Raw genomic sequence first — 15,134 nt, forward strand, 5'->3', positions numbered from 1 at the left:
TCAGGCCAGTGAAAGGACGAAAGCAAGCACGAACCCTGCCGCGGTGCTCAGCGCGACTGCCGGGCCGCCGTGTTCGTAGGCTTCCGGCATCAGGGTGTCGGCCAGGGAAGCGATAACGGCGCCGGCGGCGAAGGCGAGAGGCAGCGAAATTGCTTCGGGGTCGGTTCCACTCAACGGACCGGCGCCGACCACAACAGCGATGACCAGCAGGACCGCGCATACCACCCACAGCGTGAGGATGCTGCCGGTTGAGCGGCCCTGGCTGCGCATGGAGGCAGAACCGACCAGGGCTTCGGGCAGGTTGGAGACAAAGATCGCCGCGAGCAAGGCGAGGCCCCCGGTACCTTCGCCAAGTGAAATCCCCAGCGCCACGTTCTCGGGAACACCGTCCAGCGTGACCGCCGCCAGGAGTGCCATCCCCGCGGCGCCTCGGGTTGACGTGGAGGTGGCACGTTTGTCGCTGGCGGCCGCGTCCGTATCCAGCTTGGCGCTGCCCTGGAATTCATCGGCTGGTTTGGCCTGTTTCTCTTCCCCAGGCTGCGCCCACCGGTCCAGCAATGCGCTCAGGACGGTAAAGACAACTGCACCGACCATCAGGCCAACTGCGGCACGGATGATCCCTCCGTGCTCGTACGCATCCTCGAACAATTCAAAAGCGAGGGCAGTGATGAGGGAACCGGCCGCGAAGGCCAGCAGCATGGCCAAAAGGCGCTTGGGCAGTTCAAAGCGGACACCGATAAAGGCACCCAGGATCAGTGCGCTGGATGCTATGACGCCGAACCACAGCGACATCAACATGCGGTAAGTATAGGAGCGCGCTCCTGACGTGGGAATACGCCATTCGCGGCTTGGAGGCATGGCAGGCTTTCGGCCGTGGGGGCTTTCTGGAATGGTGGGTTCATGAGCTATTTCCTGGAGTACACGATTCCTGCCGCCTCCGACGATGCCGAGTTCGCGTTTCCGCACGACGAGATCAACCCCGGCACGACCATCCCGTTGAGCGAGACCAACGCCGACGTGGTGCACACCAACGAACTCCCCGCGCGTACCGGAATCATTGGTGCCACCGTTCCGGAGGCGAAGGCCGAAGCGGAGCAGCTGATCACCCACAGCCGGGCCTCCGAGGCGTCGCTGTATTTTGACCCGTCCAACTCGCTTCAGCCTGGCGTCGGCACCCTCGTGGCAACGTTCAACGAAGGGCAAGGCTGGCGCGACGCCTAAGCCCCCTACGCCTGGGCGCCGCTCGGCACCACCCGAGGGAGCCCGAACCGGGCGCGGACTCCCGGCGAGAACAGGACCGACTCCGGTGGTCCGTTGACTGTAATTCCGGCGGCCCCCACCAGGTTGTCGTCCAGGTCAGTGAGTTCCGCGGGATAGAGTGGCCACGGCTCATGGGAGTTGGGGACGTAGATCGTGCGTCCTCGAAAGCGGCCGTGCATTCCGAACCGTGCCGTCAGGAAGACCGATAAGGGGTCTGCCGCACGCACAGAATTGCGGGGAAACGCGCTGAACCTGCTCGATGCTCCCCGTCTGAACCGCCTGACTGCGTAGCCCGTGCCGACCGCGCCCGCGGCTCGGCTTGCCACGTGATACTGGCTAATCCGTGACCAGACGTAGGGGACTCCTGCAGCACGGGCCGCCAGCACAACGGGGAGCCGGGTGGCGTCCAGGCTCAAAAAGACGACGCCCCGGGTGCCATCCGTTTCCCGGGAGTAGAGGCGGACATTGACCTCATTGAAGCTGCCGAAGTACGGGATGCCAGGGCCCGGCCCAATACCCGCGTTCTCCATTCGGAAACCGATAAGGCCCACCCACGACGTACCGTCGTAGGTGTCGGGCACGACCCCCGACGGCATGTAGCGTACGGCCACTGCTTCCGGTATCCGCCAGTGCAGGAAAACCGCGTCAGTCCACCGCTGATTGGTGACAACCGGAGAACGCAGTTCAGGAGGGGCTGGCCACAGCGCTGCTGCGGCATGGGTACCATCCACTGCTGTCCCTTCCCGTGTGCGGCCTGAGCTGTAGGAGCGAGTCTTCAACGGCGGACTCCCAAGCGCAAGGTCTCAGGTGCGGAGGCGGATTTTGGCTCCACGCCTCGAATGCGAGGGCGCGCATGATCATCGTGCCGGCGGGTTTGACCTGGTTCCGGGGGTGGTGGTGGGGGTTTGAAGTAGTGGTTTTGTTGGGGTTTTTGGGTGGGGTCGATGTGGGGCGGCGGGATAAAGGTTGGGATGCCGTGCTGGACGGTAATGGTCCATTGTTCTTTGTGGATGAGGTGGTGGTGGTGGCTGCAGAGCAGGACGCCGTTGTTGATGCTGGTGTCTCCGCCGTGTGACCAGTAGGTGATGTGGTGTGCTTCGCACCAGGGTGCGGGGGCGGTGCAGTTGGGGAAGGCGCAGCCTTGGTCGCGGGCGGTGAGGGCGAGGCGTTGGGCGGGGGTGAAGAGTCTGGTTTTGCGGCCGAGGTCGAGGATTTCTCCGTTGGTGCCGAGGATGGCGGGGATGATGTCGGCGTCGCAGGCGAGTTTGCGCAGGGTGGCGGCGGCGATGGGTCCGGTGAACGCGAATGTGCCTGTGCCTGTCCTTGACCCTGCGCGGTTTGGGTGGCCGGGCCGAGGGGCGGGTTCGTGTGTGGTGTCGGGTTCCGGGTGCGGTGCATGGGTCCCGGGTCCCCGTCTGGTGTGTGCGCCGGTGTGGGGGAAGAGGTCTTGGTAGTTGATGGTGGCGATGATTTGGGGGCGGTTGCCGCCGGTGGTGGGGAGTTGGTTGGTGGTCAGGCCTGCTGTGAGGGCGGAGAGGATCCCGTCGAGCTGTCGCTGGGGCCGGGTGCGCCGGTCCAGGTCAGGGTCGTTGCCGTGGCCGTCTGTCACGTTGCCGGTGTCGTTGTCGTGTCCGTCTGTCACGTGGGCGGGGTGGTTGCTGCTGTGGTTGGCCGTGTTGTCGCTGGTGCGGGGGTTGGTGGCGGCGTTCATGGCGGTGGCGAGGTGTTCGTATTGGGCGCTGGTGGCGAAGATTTCGAGGTGGTGCAGGCCGTGGCGGGGCTTGCGGATGAAGGCGCCTTGGGTGTGGCGGAGGGCTTCTTCGGTGGGTTCGGTGCCGTCGGCGTTGATGGTGTCGGCCCAGCGGCGGGCGACGCGGGTGAGGAAGTCCGGGTCTGCGGTGGCGGCGGTGGTGGTGAGTTGGTGTTCGATCAGGTCCAGGGTTTCGGCGGTGGTGTGGTGCTGGAGCCGGTCGAGGGTGGCGGTGATGATGGTGGCCGCGTAGGAGGACACCGCCGGCGCTGACGGCAGTGCAGGGATGCTGCTGGTGGTGCTGTCGCGGGTGGGGGTGAGGGCGGTGGCGAGGTGTTCCCGTAGGGGTGGGGTGGGTTCGCCGGTGAGGGTGGTGCCGGGCAGTGTCTGGTGGGCGAGGTTCAGGCGGCGGGTGGCTTCGCGGACCGGAATGCGGAGCCGGAGCCGGAGGAACCCGGCGGTGGTGCGGCAGCCGTCATCGGCCGGGGAAATCACTGCCGGTCGCTCCGGGGTAGGGCTGGTGTGTGCGGGCCAGTTAGCGTCTGTTTCGGGCAGCGCCGGGGGTTGGTTGAGGGTTTCGACTCCGTCCGCGGTCCAGCCGGTGACCCAGCCGCCTGAGGACCGGGCAGCGGAGGCGCGGGCTGCTGCCACATGCGTGATCGCGCGCGTGCGGGTTCGGTCCACGGCGCCAGCGGCGAGGACCTGCAGATACTCCACGGACCGGGCAATCTCTTCGACCTGCCCGGCGAAATTGGCGGCTTCGACATAATCGGCTGACGCCAGCACCTCCGGCGCCGCGGCGGCAAACCCCGCCACCAAGCCGCTGATCCCGGCGAGATCCAAAACGCCGGTCCCCCCTACGGCTGGTGGGCCGATGGCGGCAGTGGGGGACGGGCAGGCGGTGCCGCCGGGATCACGGGCAACGTCAGGCATGGTCCCAGTGATGGCGGCTTCGGGGCCGCTGCCCGCCGCCACTGTTTGACCGCGAAGGGGCGGGCCGGGCGCCCCGCTGACTGTCGGGGTGTCCCGTTCAGCCGCCGGGGCGCTGGCAGGGACGGGGTGAAGGCGGGCCGGAAACCCGCGGGGCGTGCCGTCGTCGAACGCATAGTACCGGCGGCCACCCCGCCGGGGCGTCCGCGGAAACACACCGGCGAACCCGCCGAACTCCGCAAGCTGATCCCCAATGGCCTCCATGGGTCAACTCTTCCACCCACCACCAACAAATCACCCCACCCAAAACCCCTATGTGGAAAACCCACAGAGCTACCGGTTCAGCGAGTTCAGCCCGCGGAAGCGTCAGCCGGCTCTGAAGCTCCCCGGGACTCTTTTTGCCAGGGCCAGCGGCCAGTGATTTCAAGTTCAAGCGAGAAGCTCAGGAAAGTCCTGATCAGGACGATAATCGCCAGGACTCCCACACTCTCAAACGTCGGCGTCACTGCCACTGTACGGATGATGTCGGCGGCCACCAGCAGTTCGAGGCCCAGCAGGATGGACCTGCCCAGCAACTGCCGGTAAAGCCGGTAAAAGCTCAGGTCCTCGTTGCTCCCGCGGATCTTCCGGGGCCGGTACCCGCGCAACGCCAAAGGGACGGAGATGAGGGCGCCGATGACCATGACGGCCACACCGGCAAAGTCCACGAACTCGCCCACGGCCTCAATGATGTGCCGAAAATCCATGCCGTCCCGCCCCTCGCTGCGCCAAAAACTCCACCGCAGCCAGCCTAAACGCCCGCATTCCGGCCATGCGGCATGTCAGGGGTGGCGGACGCCGTTCCCGGCCAGGATGTCACGGTAGCCCTCGCGGAAGGAGGGGAACGTGAACGCGAACCCGGTGCCGCGGAGCAGGTCGTTCCGGCACCGCTTGTTTCCGGCGCGCGCCGGCCCGGCGTCGCCGACTGGCGGCTCCGGCAGCCCCAGCTCAGCCGCAAGGAAGCGCAGCACGGAGCCAAGGTCGGCGGGGTCGTTATCGACGCCCAGGTAGACCGGGGCCGGCTCCCCATCCATCGACACCAGATACACGATGGCGGCCGCGGCGTCATCACGGTGGATGCGGTTGGTGTACCTGACATCCTCGGGGACAACCGCGGCGCCGCTGCGCACCTGGTCGATCAGGCGGGTCCTGCCCGGCCCGTAAATACCGCCGAGCCGGAGCGACACGGCTGCGGTGCCCGTTCCCGCCAGCCTCGCCCGCAGGAGTTCCTCGGCCTGCACCAGGACCCGGCCGGAATACCCGCCCGGTTTAGGGACAGTGTCCTCGTCCACCCAGCCGCCGCCGGCGTCGCCGTAGACAGCCGTCGAGGAGACAAAAAGCACCTGCCGCGGCCGCACGCCGTCGCGCTCCAATGCGTCGAGGACGTTCGCCAGGCCACCAAGGTACGCGGCCCGGTATGCCGGTTCCGTGGGTGCGTCCGCAGCCACGGCAATCACGACGGCGGACGTGTCCGCCGGGACGGTCGGCAGTCCCGGAGCGCTCAGGTCAGCGGCCACGCCTTCGATGGCGGGCGGAAGTTTGGCGGGGGAGCGGCGCCAGCCCACAACGCGCTGCCCTTGTGCCGCGAACCGAAGTCCGGCTTCGGTACCCAGGTCGCCGCAACCGGCGAGGAGGATCGTCACAGGCTAGGGCGCTTCCACGGGGAAGAACACGCGGGGGTCCTGCAGCAGCGCCGGGTAGGCGAAAGCTGACCGGTCGATAATTTCCGTGACCGTAAAGTGGCGGCCGAACCTGCCGTCCTCCAGGGTGATGGGCCGGCCCACCACCTGTCCGACGGCGAACTTGGTCCCGTGCTCAAACGGGACTGCCACCGGGGTCTTGCCCGGAAGGGTGGAAAACGCCTCCTCCTGGGCCAGGCGCTTGCGCGTGGGCTTCTTGACCTGCTGTTTGGCCGGTGCCTTCCGCGGTTGCTTCGAGGGCCTGCGGGACTTTTCCTCCAGGTACACGGGGGTGTAGCCGTCGCCCTCCGGAGCAGCCGGGATGGCGCCGTTGGCCGGCGGAAGAGCCACGGTGTCCAGGTTCTGGGGGTCGACGTCGTCATGCGGGTCGCGCAGGATCCACAGAATGTCCCCTTCGGGTTCCTGCGGCAGGAACTCGTGCCGGGGTTCGGGCCAGACGTAGTCCATGCCGGGCTCGGCGTCAGGGAAGACGGTGGTGTAAAACTTGGGTTCCTTGTGCACCAGCTTGGAGCGGTGGCTCAGGTGGAGATCGGCATCTCCGAGCCAGGGCGGCATGGGAATCTTCGAGGCATAATCCGGGTGTGCAGCCTGGGGCGCGAACTCCATGATGTTGGCGCGCGTGTTGTCAGGATGCCCGCGTTTGGTCCACTCGTCCACCATCGCCAGGCCGTACATCGTCAACGCGGGAACATAACCCATCCACATGCGGATGGCAGGGTGGGTCTGCCAGCCGTACCCGGGAATAACCAGTGCGCGGAGGGTCTGCAGCGCCTCGACCCGCTGCTTGCCGAGCCGGGCGGTGTCCAGTGCTGCGGCGCTCTGCCGGAAATCAGGGTACGGGAGGAAGGTTTGCATCTATTCAGTCTGACGGCAGCAGCCGGATGTTCCAATTGCAGTGCCGGGGACCACACACCGCCGGGTGTCCAGATAATGGACCGGTGCATACGGGCGCTGGTTAAAACCACTAAGATCTCCGCAACCACCCCGGCGTTTTGGAAGCTCCCTCATGACATTAACACCTGAAAAGACCCCCGCAAACACTGCCCCGGGCGCGCCCCGGTTCGGGCAGCTGCTTGGGCCGGAGGCCAAAGGCATCCTGGTCCTTGACGAGTTCACCCTTGATCCCCATGCCGCGCGCAAGGAACATCACTCGTTCCGCGACGGTGTGGCCGCCGTCGCTAAGACCATGCGCCGGATTGCCGCATTGCGGGTAGTGATCGCGATCGTCGCCATCGGCAACCTTCCGCTGTTCCTGCTTTCCAGCGGCTGGTGGATCTACGTGGTCTCGCTCGCGCTGGTTGTCGGTGTGCACACCGCCGTCACCCTGCTGAACCGCCACGAACCGCGGATCCAGCAGAAGTCCGCCCTGGAACTGCACATGCACCGGGAGCGGAGCGCCAATTACCGCAAGGTCCGCGACGCCGTGAAGTACGTGATCGACACCCCGAGCCGGATGAACGAGCACCTGTACCTCGAACTGCTGGCCGTGAAGCGGGTCGCCTTGAACCTCGCCCACGGCACAGTTGCCTTGCTGGACACCAGCGACGATTCGGCCTGGAAGGTGCGGATCGTCCGCGAACTGCCGGCCAGCTGACGCCAGCCGTGCGCTGATTTCCCGCGAATTAAAGTGCGACGCCGGCACGCCCCTTGTGGGGGCTTGCCGGCGTCGCTTTTTGGTCAACGGAATTTGTCTATCGTCGACCTGTTCAAGGGCCCTCGCTGGCCTGGGCGGCCGCGCCTAAGCAGCCGCGGCTGCCGGGCTGCTTCTATGCGGGAAGCTGGATGACCTGTCCCTCAAAGACGAGGTTGGGATCGGAAATCGTGTCCAGGTTGGCGTCGGCCAGATGCTGCCAGCCGCCCGCGATCCCCAGCTTGTCCGCAACGATGCTCAGCGTGTCGCCTGCCTGCAGGGTATAGGTCTCGCCGCTGAGTTCCACGGCAGTGGCGTGCTTGGCCGCCGGCAGCTGGGCTGTGGCCTGCACGGGCGCGGCCTGGACGGGTGCGCTCTGGACGGGTGCGCTCTGGACCGGAACACTCTGGGTGGGCGCCGTCCCGGTGCCGCCGCCGCTCAAGCCGAGCTGCGCGGCGCAGGAGGGCCAGGCTCCCCAGCCCTGCGAGGCCTGGACCTGCTCCGCGACGGCAATCTGCTCCTCGCGGCTGGCGTCCGCCGCGGAGCCCGTGCCGCCATACGCGGACCACGTGCTGGCGCTGAACTGCAGGCCGCCGGAGTAGCCGTTTCCGGTGTTGGTGGCCCAGTTGCCGCCGCTTTCACACTGTGCCAGCGCATCCCAGGTCGAGGTGCTGGTGGTTGCGTTCGCTGCCGTGGCGGAAAGCGCCAGGCCGGCTGCTGAAATGGCGGCCACGGTGGCTCCACGGCGCACGACAGTACGGAAGGTGGTGTTTTTCATTGTGGGTGATGCTCCTGAAGGCCACCGGCGCTGGTTCCGTCCCCGGAGATCGTCGCGCCACTGCCCGCCCCTGACAAGTAGAGGTCAATTTCGGTGGCTGCCGCTGGGCAGTTCTGGTGGAGGCAGCACCGGGCATTCCTGCGCCCGCATTGGCGGGCATGCATTTCACGCTAGGACATCACTTGGGCGTTATCAAATCGCCATCTGCCGCAGGCGGACTTGCAGGGGAACCTCCGGCGGCGCCTGCGGAAGGGAGGCCTGCCCCTGCCGGGCGGCGGGAATCCGTGTGGAGGATTATCCTGACCGGATGGAAAACTTTGCGGGCGGCAACGCCGTGCCTGATCACGCCGTGCCCGAAACTGAAGCAGCTGAAACCGCTGTTCCCGGCCCTGCCCGGCTCCTCCCGGTAGCTGAATTGCACCTGCACATCGAGGGAACCCTGCAGCCCGAGCTGATCTTCGCACTGGCCGAACGGAACGGCATTGCCCTGCCCTACTCGGGGCTGGACGAACTCCGCGAACGCTATGAGTTCACCGACCTGCAGTCCTTCTTGGACCTGTACTACGCCAACATGGCCGTGCTCCAGACGGAAGAGGATTTCGCGGCGATGACGCACGCCTACCTCGAACGCGCTGCTGCCGCCGGTGTCCGGCACGCCGAAATCATGATGGACCCGCAGGCACACCTCTCCCGCGGCATTTCGCTGGAGACCTGCGTCAACGGCGTTGCGTCGGTGCTGGCCACCTCAAAGGAGGACTTCGGCATCTCCACCATGCTGATCGCGGCGTTCCTGCGAGACATGCCCGAAGACTCCGCCCTGGAAGTCCTGGACGGGCTCCTGGCCATGGACGCACCCATCGGCGCCATCGGCCTGGACTCAGCCGAGGTCGGCAACCCCCCCGCCAAGTTCGAGCGGCTTTACGCTAAGGCGCGTGAAGCCGGACTCCGACTGACGGCCCACGCAGGCGAGGAGGGCCCGGCGTCGTACATCACCGAAGCGCTCGATGTCCTCGGTGTGGAACGGATCGACCACGGCATCCGCTGCATGGACGATCCCGATCTGGTGGAGCGGCTGGTGAACGCGCGAACCCCGCTGACGGTCTGCCCGCTGTCCAACGTGCGGCTCCGCGCAGTGGACACCCTGGCCGACCACCCCCTGCCCGCCATGCTCGCGGCCGGGCTGAACGTCTCCGTCAACTCCGATGACCCGGCGTACTTCGGCGGCTACGTGGATGACAACTTCGCGCAACTGTCGGCGGTCTTCGAGCTGTCCGATTTCGACAAGGCCCGACTGGCAGCGAACTCCATCCATTCCTCCTTCGCGTCGGACGAACGGAAAGCCGAACTGCTGGAGGAACTGAACGGAGGCGAACCCGCCGAATAGGCGGGGTTGGGCGGCCCAACGAGGTCCGGTTCTGCCGCTAAACTGGGTGCCGCAAGCGTGTCGGGGAAGTGCCGGGCGGCACCGCTGCCGGCGCTCAGAGGGTTATGCAGCCAGCCCGTGTACCTGAGACTTTCGTTTCAATTAGTAAGTGATCCGCTTCATAGTCGGTCACGACACGCAGAGTTAACCAATTAAAGTCGCGCGATTTAACGGGCACTTGGCAAGATGCCTATGACGGATCGCTCTCATAAAAGGGGAAACATGGCCAAGTCCACCGCAGAAAACACTTACCTTCGACTCAAGACCGTGCTGGATGTCCTGACCGAAGGCGTGTGGTCAGGCGATGCGCTGAACGCGGGCCAGGTCCTCGCAGAGGCAACAGCACGGGTGCCGTTCAACGAACACGAGGCAGAACTGCTCAGCGGTGGCATTCCCCGCGGGCACAAGACCCTCACCACGGCGACCGCCAAGCTGGTCAAGGCGGGCTGGCTCGTCAAGGGCCGCTCCGGCTGGACCATCACCGACGACGGCATGCGTGCCACGGTGGCCTACCCGGATGCCGTGTCCTTTGCCAGCGCGCTCGACGCCGGCGCTCCCGTGCCTGCCGACATTCCGGTTCCCACGGCTCCCGAAGGTTTCGTCCGCAAGGTCACCGCCCCGGCTGAACCGGCTGCTGCTACGGCTCCGGCCAAGAAGCCGGCCGCGAAGAAGGCCCCCGCAAAGAAGGCCGCCGCCGCCGTGGGCAAGGCCGCCAAGGTGCTGGAGGAAGCCGTCGAGCCGGTGGTCAAGGCCGTCCGCAAGACCAAGACCCCGGCCAAGGCGACTGCCGCAGCCGAGGCTTCCGCCGCCGAGCCGTTTGAGGGTCCGGACGTCGAGACCCACCCGCAGCCCGAGGCCGTTGCCGTCGCCGGTGACTTCAACACCATCCTGGGCGCACCGGAGAACTGGGCACCGCAGTACGACGAAGCGCAGATGGAGTTCGACTTCCTGGACCAGCTGTGGAAGAAGAGCGCCGAACTGCCGGCCGGCTACTACACCTTCAAAATCGCCCTGAACCGTTCCTGGGACGAGAACTACGGTGCGTTCGGCACGTTTGACGGGCCCAACCACGAGCTGCACCACGCCGGCGGCACCGTCACCATCCGGTACAACCACGCCACCCGCGACATCACCATCAACTAGGGCATCCCCTCCCAACTGGCTCGCAGTTGTTGTCGTTCTGGACCGTCAAAACGACAACAACTGCCACCCAGTTGGGGAGGGAGGTGTTTCCGAGGAGGCTATCCGTTGGGACGCCACACAGGACCGTCACCGGCTGGCTCGTCCGACCAAGTCCGGCTGAACGCGCGCGTGTTCGGCGTGGTCCAGGGTGTGGGCTTCCGGTTCTGGACCATGGGCAAGGCCGAGGAACTTGGGCTGGCCGGGGAAGTCCGGAACGTCGACGACGGTTCGGTCGCCGTGGTTGCCGAAGGGCCCGAGTCACGGGTCCATGAGCTTTTGGACTGGCTGAACTCGGACCGCACGCCGGGCCGGGTGGACCGGGTGGAGCACGAGTTCTCCCCGGCCGAGGGAAGTTTCCGCAGCTTCCGCGCGCGCTGACCCGGTTCCCACTGCCAGGGCCTTTCGGCCGGTTCCCACTGCCAGGGCCTTTGGCCGCTTCCCACTGCCAGGGCCTTCGGCCGCTTCCCACTGCCAGGGCCTTCGGCCGGGCCGGCGGGTCCGGGGTGGCTACTCCCGAGGGCTGAGGCCGATGAACGCGCCCAGTTCCTCCAGCGCCGCCGGTCGATGCGGCATGTAGCTGGTCAGTTCTGGTGAGCGGACAATGACCGCGCGCCACTGCCCGCGCGACACGGCAACGTTGATCCGGTTCCGGTTCAACAGGAATTCAGCCCCGCGCGGCGCCTCGGCACCGGCGGAGCAGGCCATCGAGACGACCACCACCGGAGCCTCCTGGCCCTGGAACTTGTCCACCGTTCCCACCCGGACATCCGCAAGGCCGGCCTCTTCCAGCGCCTTCCGGACCAGGTGCACCTGCGCGTTATAGGCAGCAACCACGAGGACGTCCCCCTGCCCGAGGGGTTGGGCATCGCATCCCGGTCCGGCAATCCATTTCAAACCCAGATGCCGCTGCGCCTGCCGGACAACTTCGGCGGCTTCCTCTTTGGAGCTGGTTGCGTTGCCGCTATGGTCAACAAAGACGGTTTCGACGCCGGGCGGAAGGCTCTCAAGTTCGCGCAGTGACGCTGCCGGCGCCGAGCGGAGCTTGCCTTCGTAGCTGAGCCGGGACACTGCAGCACACAGCTCCGGATGCATGCGCCAACTGTCCGCCAGGAAGTAGCCCAGGCTGGAAGGCAGCGTGGCGTGACCGGCGGCCAGCCAGCCCAGGGCGGACTCGTCGACCGGCTCAGGGTGCGCCCCCTGCGTCACTTGCGGAAGCTGCTGCGGGTCGCCGAGCAGGAGCAGCCGCCTTGCGGCACGGGAGACGGCGAGCGTGTTGGCCAGGGAGAACTGTCCCGCTTCATCAATCACCAGCAGGTCCAAGGCGGCGGCCGGAACTTCCTTGCCGGTCATCGTCCACCCTGTTCCGCCGACCAGGCACCCGCCGGATGATTCAAGCAAACGGGCGACGTCGCCGTCGGCTGTTGCTTTCCATGGCACGTCATGCGGCGCGGCGAGCTTCTTGGCGACCCGTTCCGGGTCCACACCGCCCGCGGCGATGGACCGGCACAGCAGGTTTTCCACCACGTTGTGCGACTGGGCCACGACGCCTACTTTCCAGCCCTCACTCACCAGCTGGCCGATCACATGCGCGCCAACGTACGTCTTGCCCGTGCCCGGCGGACCCTGGACGGCGAGGTAGGAATTGTCGAGGTCCCGAAGGGAGCCTGTGATGCCTGCGGCGTAATCGGCGGAGCCATCGTCCTGGAGCGGGACCGCTGCCGGAGCGGTCAGCGTCCGGAAGCGCGGGGGCAGCTTCCGCAGGATATCCAGGCCCGGCTGTGCCGGCAGCGACGGAATGGACGAGCCGACAGCGCGGGCGATCTCCGCGATAGCCGCCTCGATGCCCAGTGTGGCCAAGGGCTGGTCCTCGGTCAGGGCGACAGGCAGGTGTGGGTAGGCTGCCACCTTGCCGGATTCGCGTTCGGCGATGGTGATGATGGTGTGCTCCGGATTGTCCGGAGCCGGGATGAGCTCGCTGATTTTGGTACCGAATGCGTAGGCGCGCGCACCCGGCGCAGCATTGGGCGCGGCCATGCCCTCTGGCGGGGGAGCGTCGTACAGCCGGCACCAGCTGGAATCCACCTTGAAGTCCGAGCCTTCGGTCATGGTGCCGCGCAGGCGCAGGACCCGGGTACGCATCCGTTCCCGGGGTTTGGCCAGCGCCCAGTCGGAGGACACTTCAGCGGACTCGACGACAAACACGTTGCGCTGGTCGGCCCAGCTTTCCAGCGGCGCTTCAACCCGGTCGAAATGCTGCCACCAGAACTGTTTGCGCTCGCGGCGGTGGTAGCCCGTAGCGGCGGCGACCATGGCGATGGCGCGTTCATCGTTGGTCCAGGGGCGGTTGTCCGGAAGACCTGCCAGATAATCGCGAAGCCTGGACTCTTCAGGGGTCTCATCGGGGGCCCCGGGCCGCTGCCCGGCAGCAGGAGGCTCCGCGGCCACATGTCCAGGCGCGTCGGCTGCAGCTGCCGTTTCCGCCGGCGCCTCGACACCGGCCGCGGCGGGGGCCTGCGCCGCTACCTCCAGCAGCCAGTCGCGGAGCCGCAGCGTGGAGAGGCAGTCGTACCGGTTGTAGTCCGAGATGGAGGCGAGGATTGTGTCCGCCTCGTCCTGCCGGCCGTCGTCGCGGGCAGCACAGTAGGCGGCGTAGGCAACCACGGATGCGCCGGCGTCCTTCACATCGCCGGAGCGCAGGTTGTTGCCCATGTATAGCGGTTCAAGCTTCTTGATGGAGTACGACGCCTCGGAGATCCGCAGGGAATGCCGGACCGTGGCATACAGGTCCACGAGGAGGCCCTGCCGCAGCCAGTCGTCCACTGTGTCCTCGCCGGCCTGGTGGGCCAGGGAAAGGTTCCGGAGCGCCGTCTTCTCATACGCCGCATAGTGGTAAACGTGCATGTCCGGGTACTGCTCGCGGCGCTTCTCCACGTAGTCGAGGAAGTCCAGGAAGGCCTTGCGCTCCTCCGAACGGGAATGTGCCCAGAACGGCCGGAACACAGGATCGCCCTGGGCGCCCGCAACAGGCGCCTCGACCACCCCGAAAAGGTACTCAATGCCCCACGCTCCGGTGGCAGGGTCCTGCCACAGCGGGTCGCCTTCAAAATCAAAGAAGATGTCCCCGGGGCTGGGGGCGGGCAGGGAACCGATGGAGTTCTCCGGCAGCACGCGGTAGGAGACGGTGTGCGGCTGGCCGTCCCTGGTGAAGGTCCGGGACCCCGCCGCAGGGTCAAGTCCCAGCTGCATCCGCGCCTGGGACCGCAGCCGGACCACGGAGTTGTGCGCATCAGTCTCAGGCATGGCAGCGAGCTGATCGATGGTGGTGATGCCTGCGGCACGAAGCTTCTTGCGCTGCACCACTGACATCCCGGCAACCATCAGCAAATCCCGGTGCGCCTGCACCTGCTCTGCGCAGTAGTCGCACCGGCCGCAGTGCACGATTCCCGGCTGCTGCCACGCCGCCACGGTTCCGGCGTCACGGTGCTCGGCTGTGAGCTGGCGGAAGCGCCGCCGTCGCTCGCGGAAAACCGGAAGGAGGTCGGGAAGCGAATGGCTGCTGCGCAGCCAGTCCTCACCTACCCTGGTGCCCAGCACGAGGGTGACAACGGGGGAAGGTTCCAGGCCCATGCCGAGCAACTGGTCGCCATACGCGGCCAGCTGCAGCAGGGCTCCCACCTTGGCGTGCCGGGCGAGCTTGGTGTCCCACACCTCGTAGCGGCCGGGCTTGCCGGTGCCCGCGGCCTCGTTCACCAGGAAGTCGGCGTAGCCGAGGAATTCGCCGTCGAAGAAGGTGGCCTGGAAGACGGCGTCCGCACCGGACCGGAGTGCCATCTCCGTTTCCGCGTGCTTTGCCTGCAGTTCCCCGCGCAGGTTCTGCCCCCGCTCCAGGGAGTAGACGCCGGTGCCCCTGCTGGCATCCCACTCGCCGTACTTTCGGACGAGGCTGGCCAGGACCGTCTGCTCATGCTTGTCGCCGAGCTGGCCCGCCCGGACCTTCATCTCGTCCGCGGGGAACTCCGCCTTGGGGCTGCGCCCGAGCTTCTCGTCCAGGACCCGGAGCGTGCGGTATTCGCACTCGCTGGCGGCCACCAGGTCGCTGGCAGAAAAGACCAGGTCCGGAGCGGCGCCGGCGCTGGCAGCTTCAAGCAGGAACACGGGGCCTCCCCATCAACGGCCGGGCTGGGGGACGGTTCCTCCAGCCCTGGATTTCACCTGCTTCAAACGTAGCAAGGGGCACCGACAATCGGGTTCCGCGGCCACGCCGCCCCTGCGCCTCCGGAGGAGAAAATCGGGCGTGGACGCCGGCAGGCCGCAGCAGTACCCTGTTCGTGCGGGCGGCCGGGACGGCAGATACCCGCAGTGTCGGCGCCCCTCCATCCGCGGGTGCCGGGTCTGGGTCTGCGGGCTGGGCAACGAATGGCCCTTACAGCTGCCGCAGGAGC

At 66.8% G+C, this 15,134-nt stretch carries 13 protein-coding genes; 5 read left to right on the top strand and 8 right to left on the bottom strand.

Annotated features, from left to right (window positions below; translation table 11 throughout):
• A complete protein-coding gene (locus ACYQ1Z_RS05475; RefSeq protein WP_459791485.1) occupies window positions 1-798 on the bottom strand; it encodes a ZIP family metal transporter in 798 nt (265 codons plus the stop codon).
• Window positions 799-900: 102 nt separating this feature from the next.
• Between ACYQ1Z_RS05475 and ACYQ1Z_RS05480 the strand changes: the two genes are divergently transcribed.
• Complete coding sequence (locus ACYQ1Z_RS05480; protein WP_459791486.1) at window positions 901-1,221, top strand: hypothetical protein; 321 nt, start codon at window positions 901-903, stop codon at window positions 1,219-1,221.
• Between the two features lie 5 nt (window positions 1,222-1,226).
• Here the strand turns inward: ACYQ1Z_RS05480 and ACYQ1Z_RS05485 are convergent, their stop codons facing one another.
• From ACYQ1Z_RS05485 to ACYQ1Z_RS05505, 5 genes are all read right to left on the bottom strand, one after another.
• Window positions 1,227-1,964, bottom strand: coding sequence for a YqjF family protein (locus tag ACYQ1Z_RS05485; protein WP_459791545.1), 738 nt, complete (start codon window positions 1,962-1,964; stop codon window positions 1,227-1,229).
• Between the two features lie 71 nt (window positions 1,965-2,035).
• Entirely contained in the window at window positions 2,036-4,204 is a 2,169-nt protein-coding gene (locus ACYQ1Z_RS05490) for an HNH endonuclease signature motif containing protein (protein WP_459791487.1), read from the bottom strand.
• 86 nt (window positions 4,205-4,290) lie between these two features.
• Entirely contained in the window at window positions 4,291-4,686 is a 396-nt protein-coding gene (locus ACYQ1Z_RS05495; RefSeq protein ID WP_459791488.1) for a DUF1622 domain-containing protein, read from the bottom strand.
• A gap of 75 nt (window positions 4,687-4,761) precedes the next feature.
• Window positions 4,762-5,622, bottom strand: a complete 861-nt coding sequence (locus ACYQ1Z_RS05500) for an NAD-dependent epimerase/dehydratase family protein (protein ID WP_459791489.1) — start codon at window positions 5,620-5,622, stop codon at window positions 4,762-4,764.
• Window positions 5,623-5,625: 3 nt separating this feature from the next.
• Complete coding sequence (locus ACYQ1Z_RS05505; RefSeq protein WP_459791490.1) at window positions 5,626-6,534, bottom strand: MSMEG_6728 family protein; 909 nt, start codon at window positions 6,532-6,534, stop codon at window positions 5,626-5,628.
• A gap of 151 nt (window positions 6,535-6,685) precedes the next feature.
• Here ACYQ1Z_RS05505 and ACYQ1Z_RS05510 point away from each other — a divergent pair, with 151 nt between their 5' ends.
• Window positions 6,686-7,273: a hypothetical protein gene (locus ACYQ1Z_RS05510; protein WP_459791491.1), complete on the top strand. Its 588-nt coding sequence runs from the start codon at window positions 6,686-6,688 to the stop codon at window positions 7,271-7,273.
• Window positions 7,274-7,445: 172 nt separating this feature from the next.
• Here ACYQ1Z_RS05510 and ACYQ1Z_RS05515 read toward each other — a convergent pair whose 3' ends face one another.
• Complete coding sequence (locus tag ACYQ1Z_RS05515) at window positions 7,446-8,087, bottom strand: transglycosylase family protein (RefSeq protein WP_459791492.1); 642 nt, start codon at window positions 8,085-8,087, stop codon at window positions 7,446-7,448.
• A gap of 307 nt (window positions 8,088-8,394) precedes the next feature.
• Here ACYQ1Z_RS05515 and ACYQ1Z_RS05520 point away from each other — a divergent pair, with 307 nt between their 5' ends.
• The 3 genes from ACYQ1Z_RS05520 to ACYQ1Z_RS05530 all read left to right on the top strand — a co-directional run bounded on the left by ACYQ1Z_RS05520 (window position 8,395) and on the right by ACYQ1Z_RS05530 (window position 11,070).
• Entirely contained in the window at window positions 8,395-9,471 is a 1,077-nt protein-coding gene (locus ACYQ1Z_RS05520) for an adenosine deaminase (protein ID WP_459791493.1), read from the top strand.
• A gap of 261 nt (window positions 9,472-9,732) precedes the next feature.
• Window positions 9,733-10,653, top strand: a complete 921-nt coding sequence (locus ACYQ1Z_RS05525; protein ID WP_459791494.1) for a pullulanase X25 domain-containing protein — start codon at window positions 9,733-9,735, stop codon at window positions 10,651-10,653.
• A gap of 105 nt (window positions 10,654-10,758) precedes the next feature.
• Complete coding sequence (locus ACYQ1Z_RS05530) at window positions 10,759-11,070, top strand: acylphosphatase (RefSeq protein ID WP_459791495.1); 312 nt, start codon at window positions 10,759-10,761, stop codon at window positions 11,068-11,070.
• 129 nt (window positions 11,071-11,199) lie between these two features.
• Here the strand turns inward: ACYQ1Z_RS05530 and ACYQ1Z_RS05535 are convergent, their stop codons facing one another.
• Window positions 11,200-14,847 (bottom strand): TM0106 family RecB-like putative nuclease, encoded by a 3,648-nt coding sequence (locus ACYQ1Z_RS05535; protein WP_459791496.1) that lies wholly within the window; start codon window positions 14,845-14,847, stop codon window positions 11,200-11,202.
• Window positions 14,848-15,134 lie beyond the last annotated feature (287 nt).

The organism is Arthrobacter sp. AD-310, assembly GCF_054656615.1.

Coding starts and splice junctions, on each gene's coding strand:
- ACYQ1Z_RS05525 (WP_459791494.1), top strand. CDS start 9,733: ATGGCCAAGTCCACCGCAGAAAACACTTACCTTCGACTCAAGACCGTG.
- ACYQ1Z_RS05490 (WP_459791487.1), bottom strand. CDS start 4,204: ATGGAGGCCATTGGGGATCAGCTTGCGGAGTTCGGCGGGTTCGCCGGT.
- ACYQ1Z_RS05480 (WP_459791486.1), top strand. CDS start 901: ATGAGCTATTTCCTGGAGTACACGATTCCTGCCGCCTCCGACGATGCC.
- ACYQ1Z_RS05495 (WP_459791488.1), bottom strand. CDS start 4,686: ATGGATTTTCGGCACATCATTGAGGCCGTGGGCGAGTTCGTGGACTTT.
- ACYQ1Z_RS05475 (WP_459791485.1), bottom strand. CDS start 798: ATGTTGATGTCGCTGTGGTTCGGCGTCATAGCATCCAGCGCACTGATC.
- ACYQ1Z_RS05510 (WP_459791491.1), top strand. CDS start 6,686: ATGACATTAACACCTGAAAAGACCCCCGCAAACACTGCCCCGGGCGCG.
- ACYQ1Z_RS05515 (WP_459791492.1), bottom strand. CDS start 8,087: ATGAAAAACACCACCTTCCGTACTGTCGTGCGCCGTGGAGCCACCGTG.
- ACYQ1Z_RS05520 (WP_459791493.1), top strand. CDS start 8,395: ATGGAAAACTTTGCGGGCGGCAACGCCGTGCCTGATCACGCCGTGCCC.
- ACYQ1Z_RS05505 (WP_459791490.1), bottom strand. CDS start 6,534: ATGCAAACCTTCCTCCCGTACCCTGATTTCCGGCAGAGCGCCGCAGCA.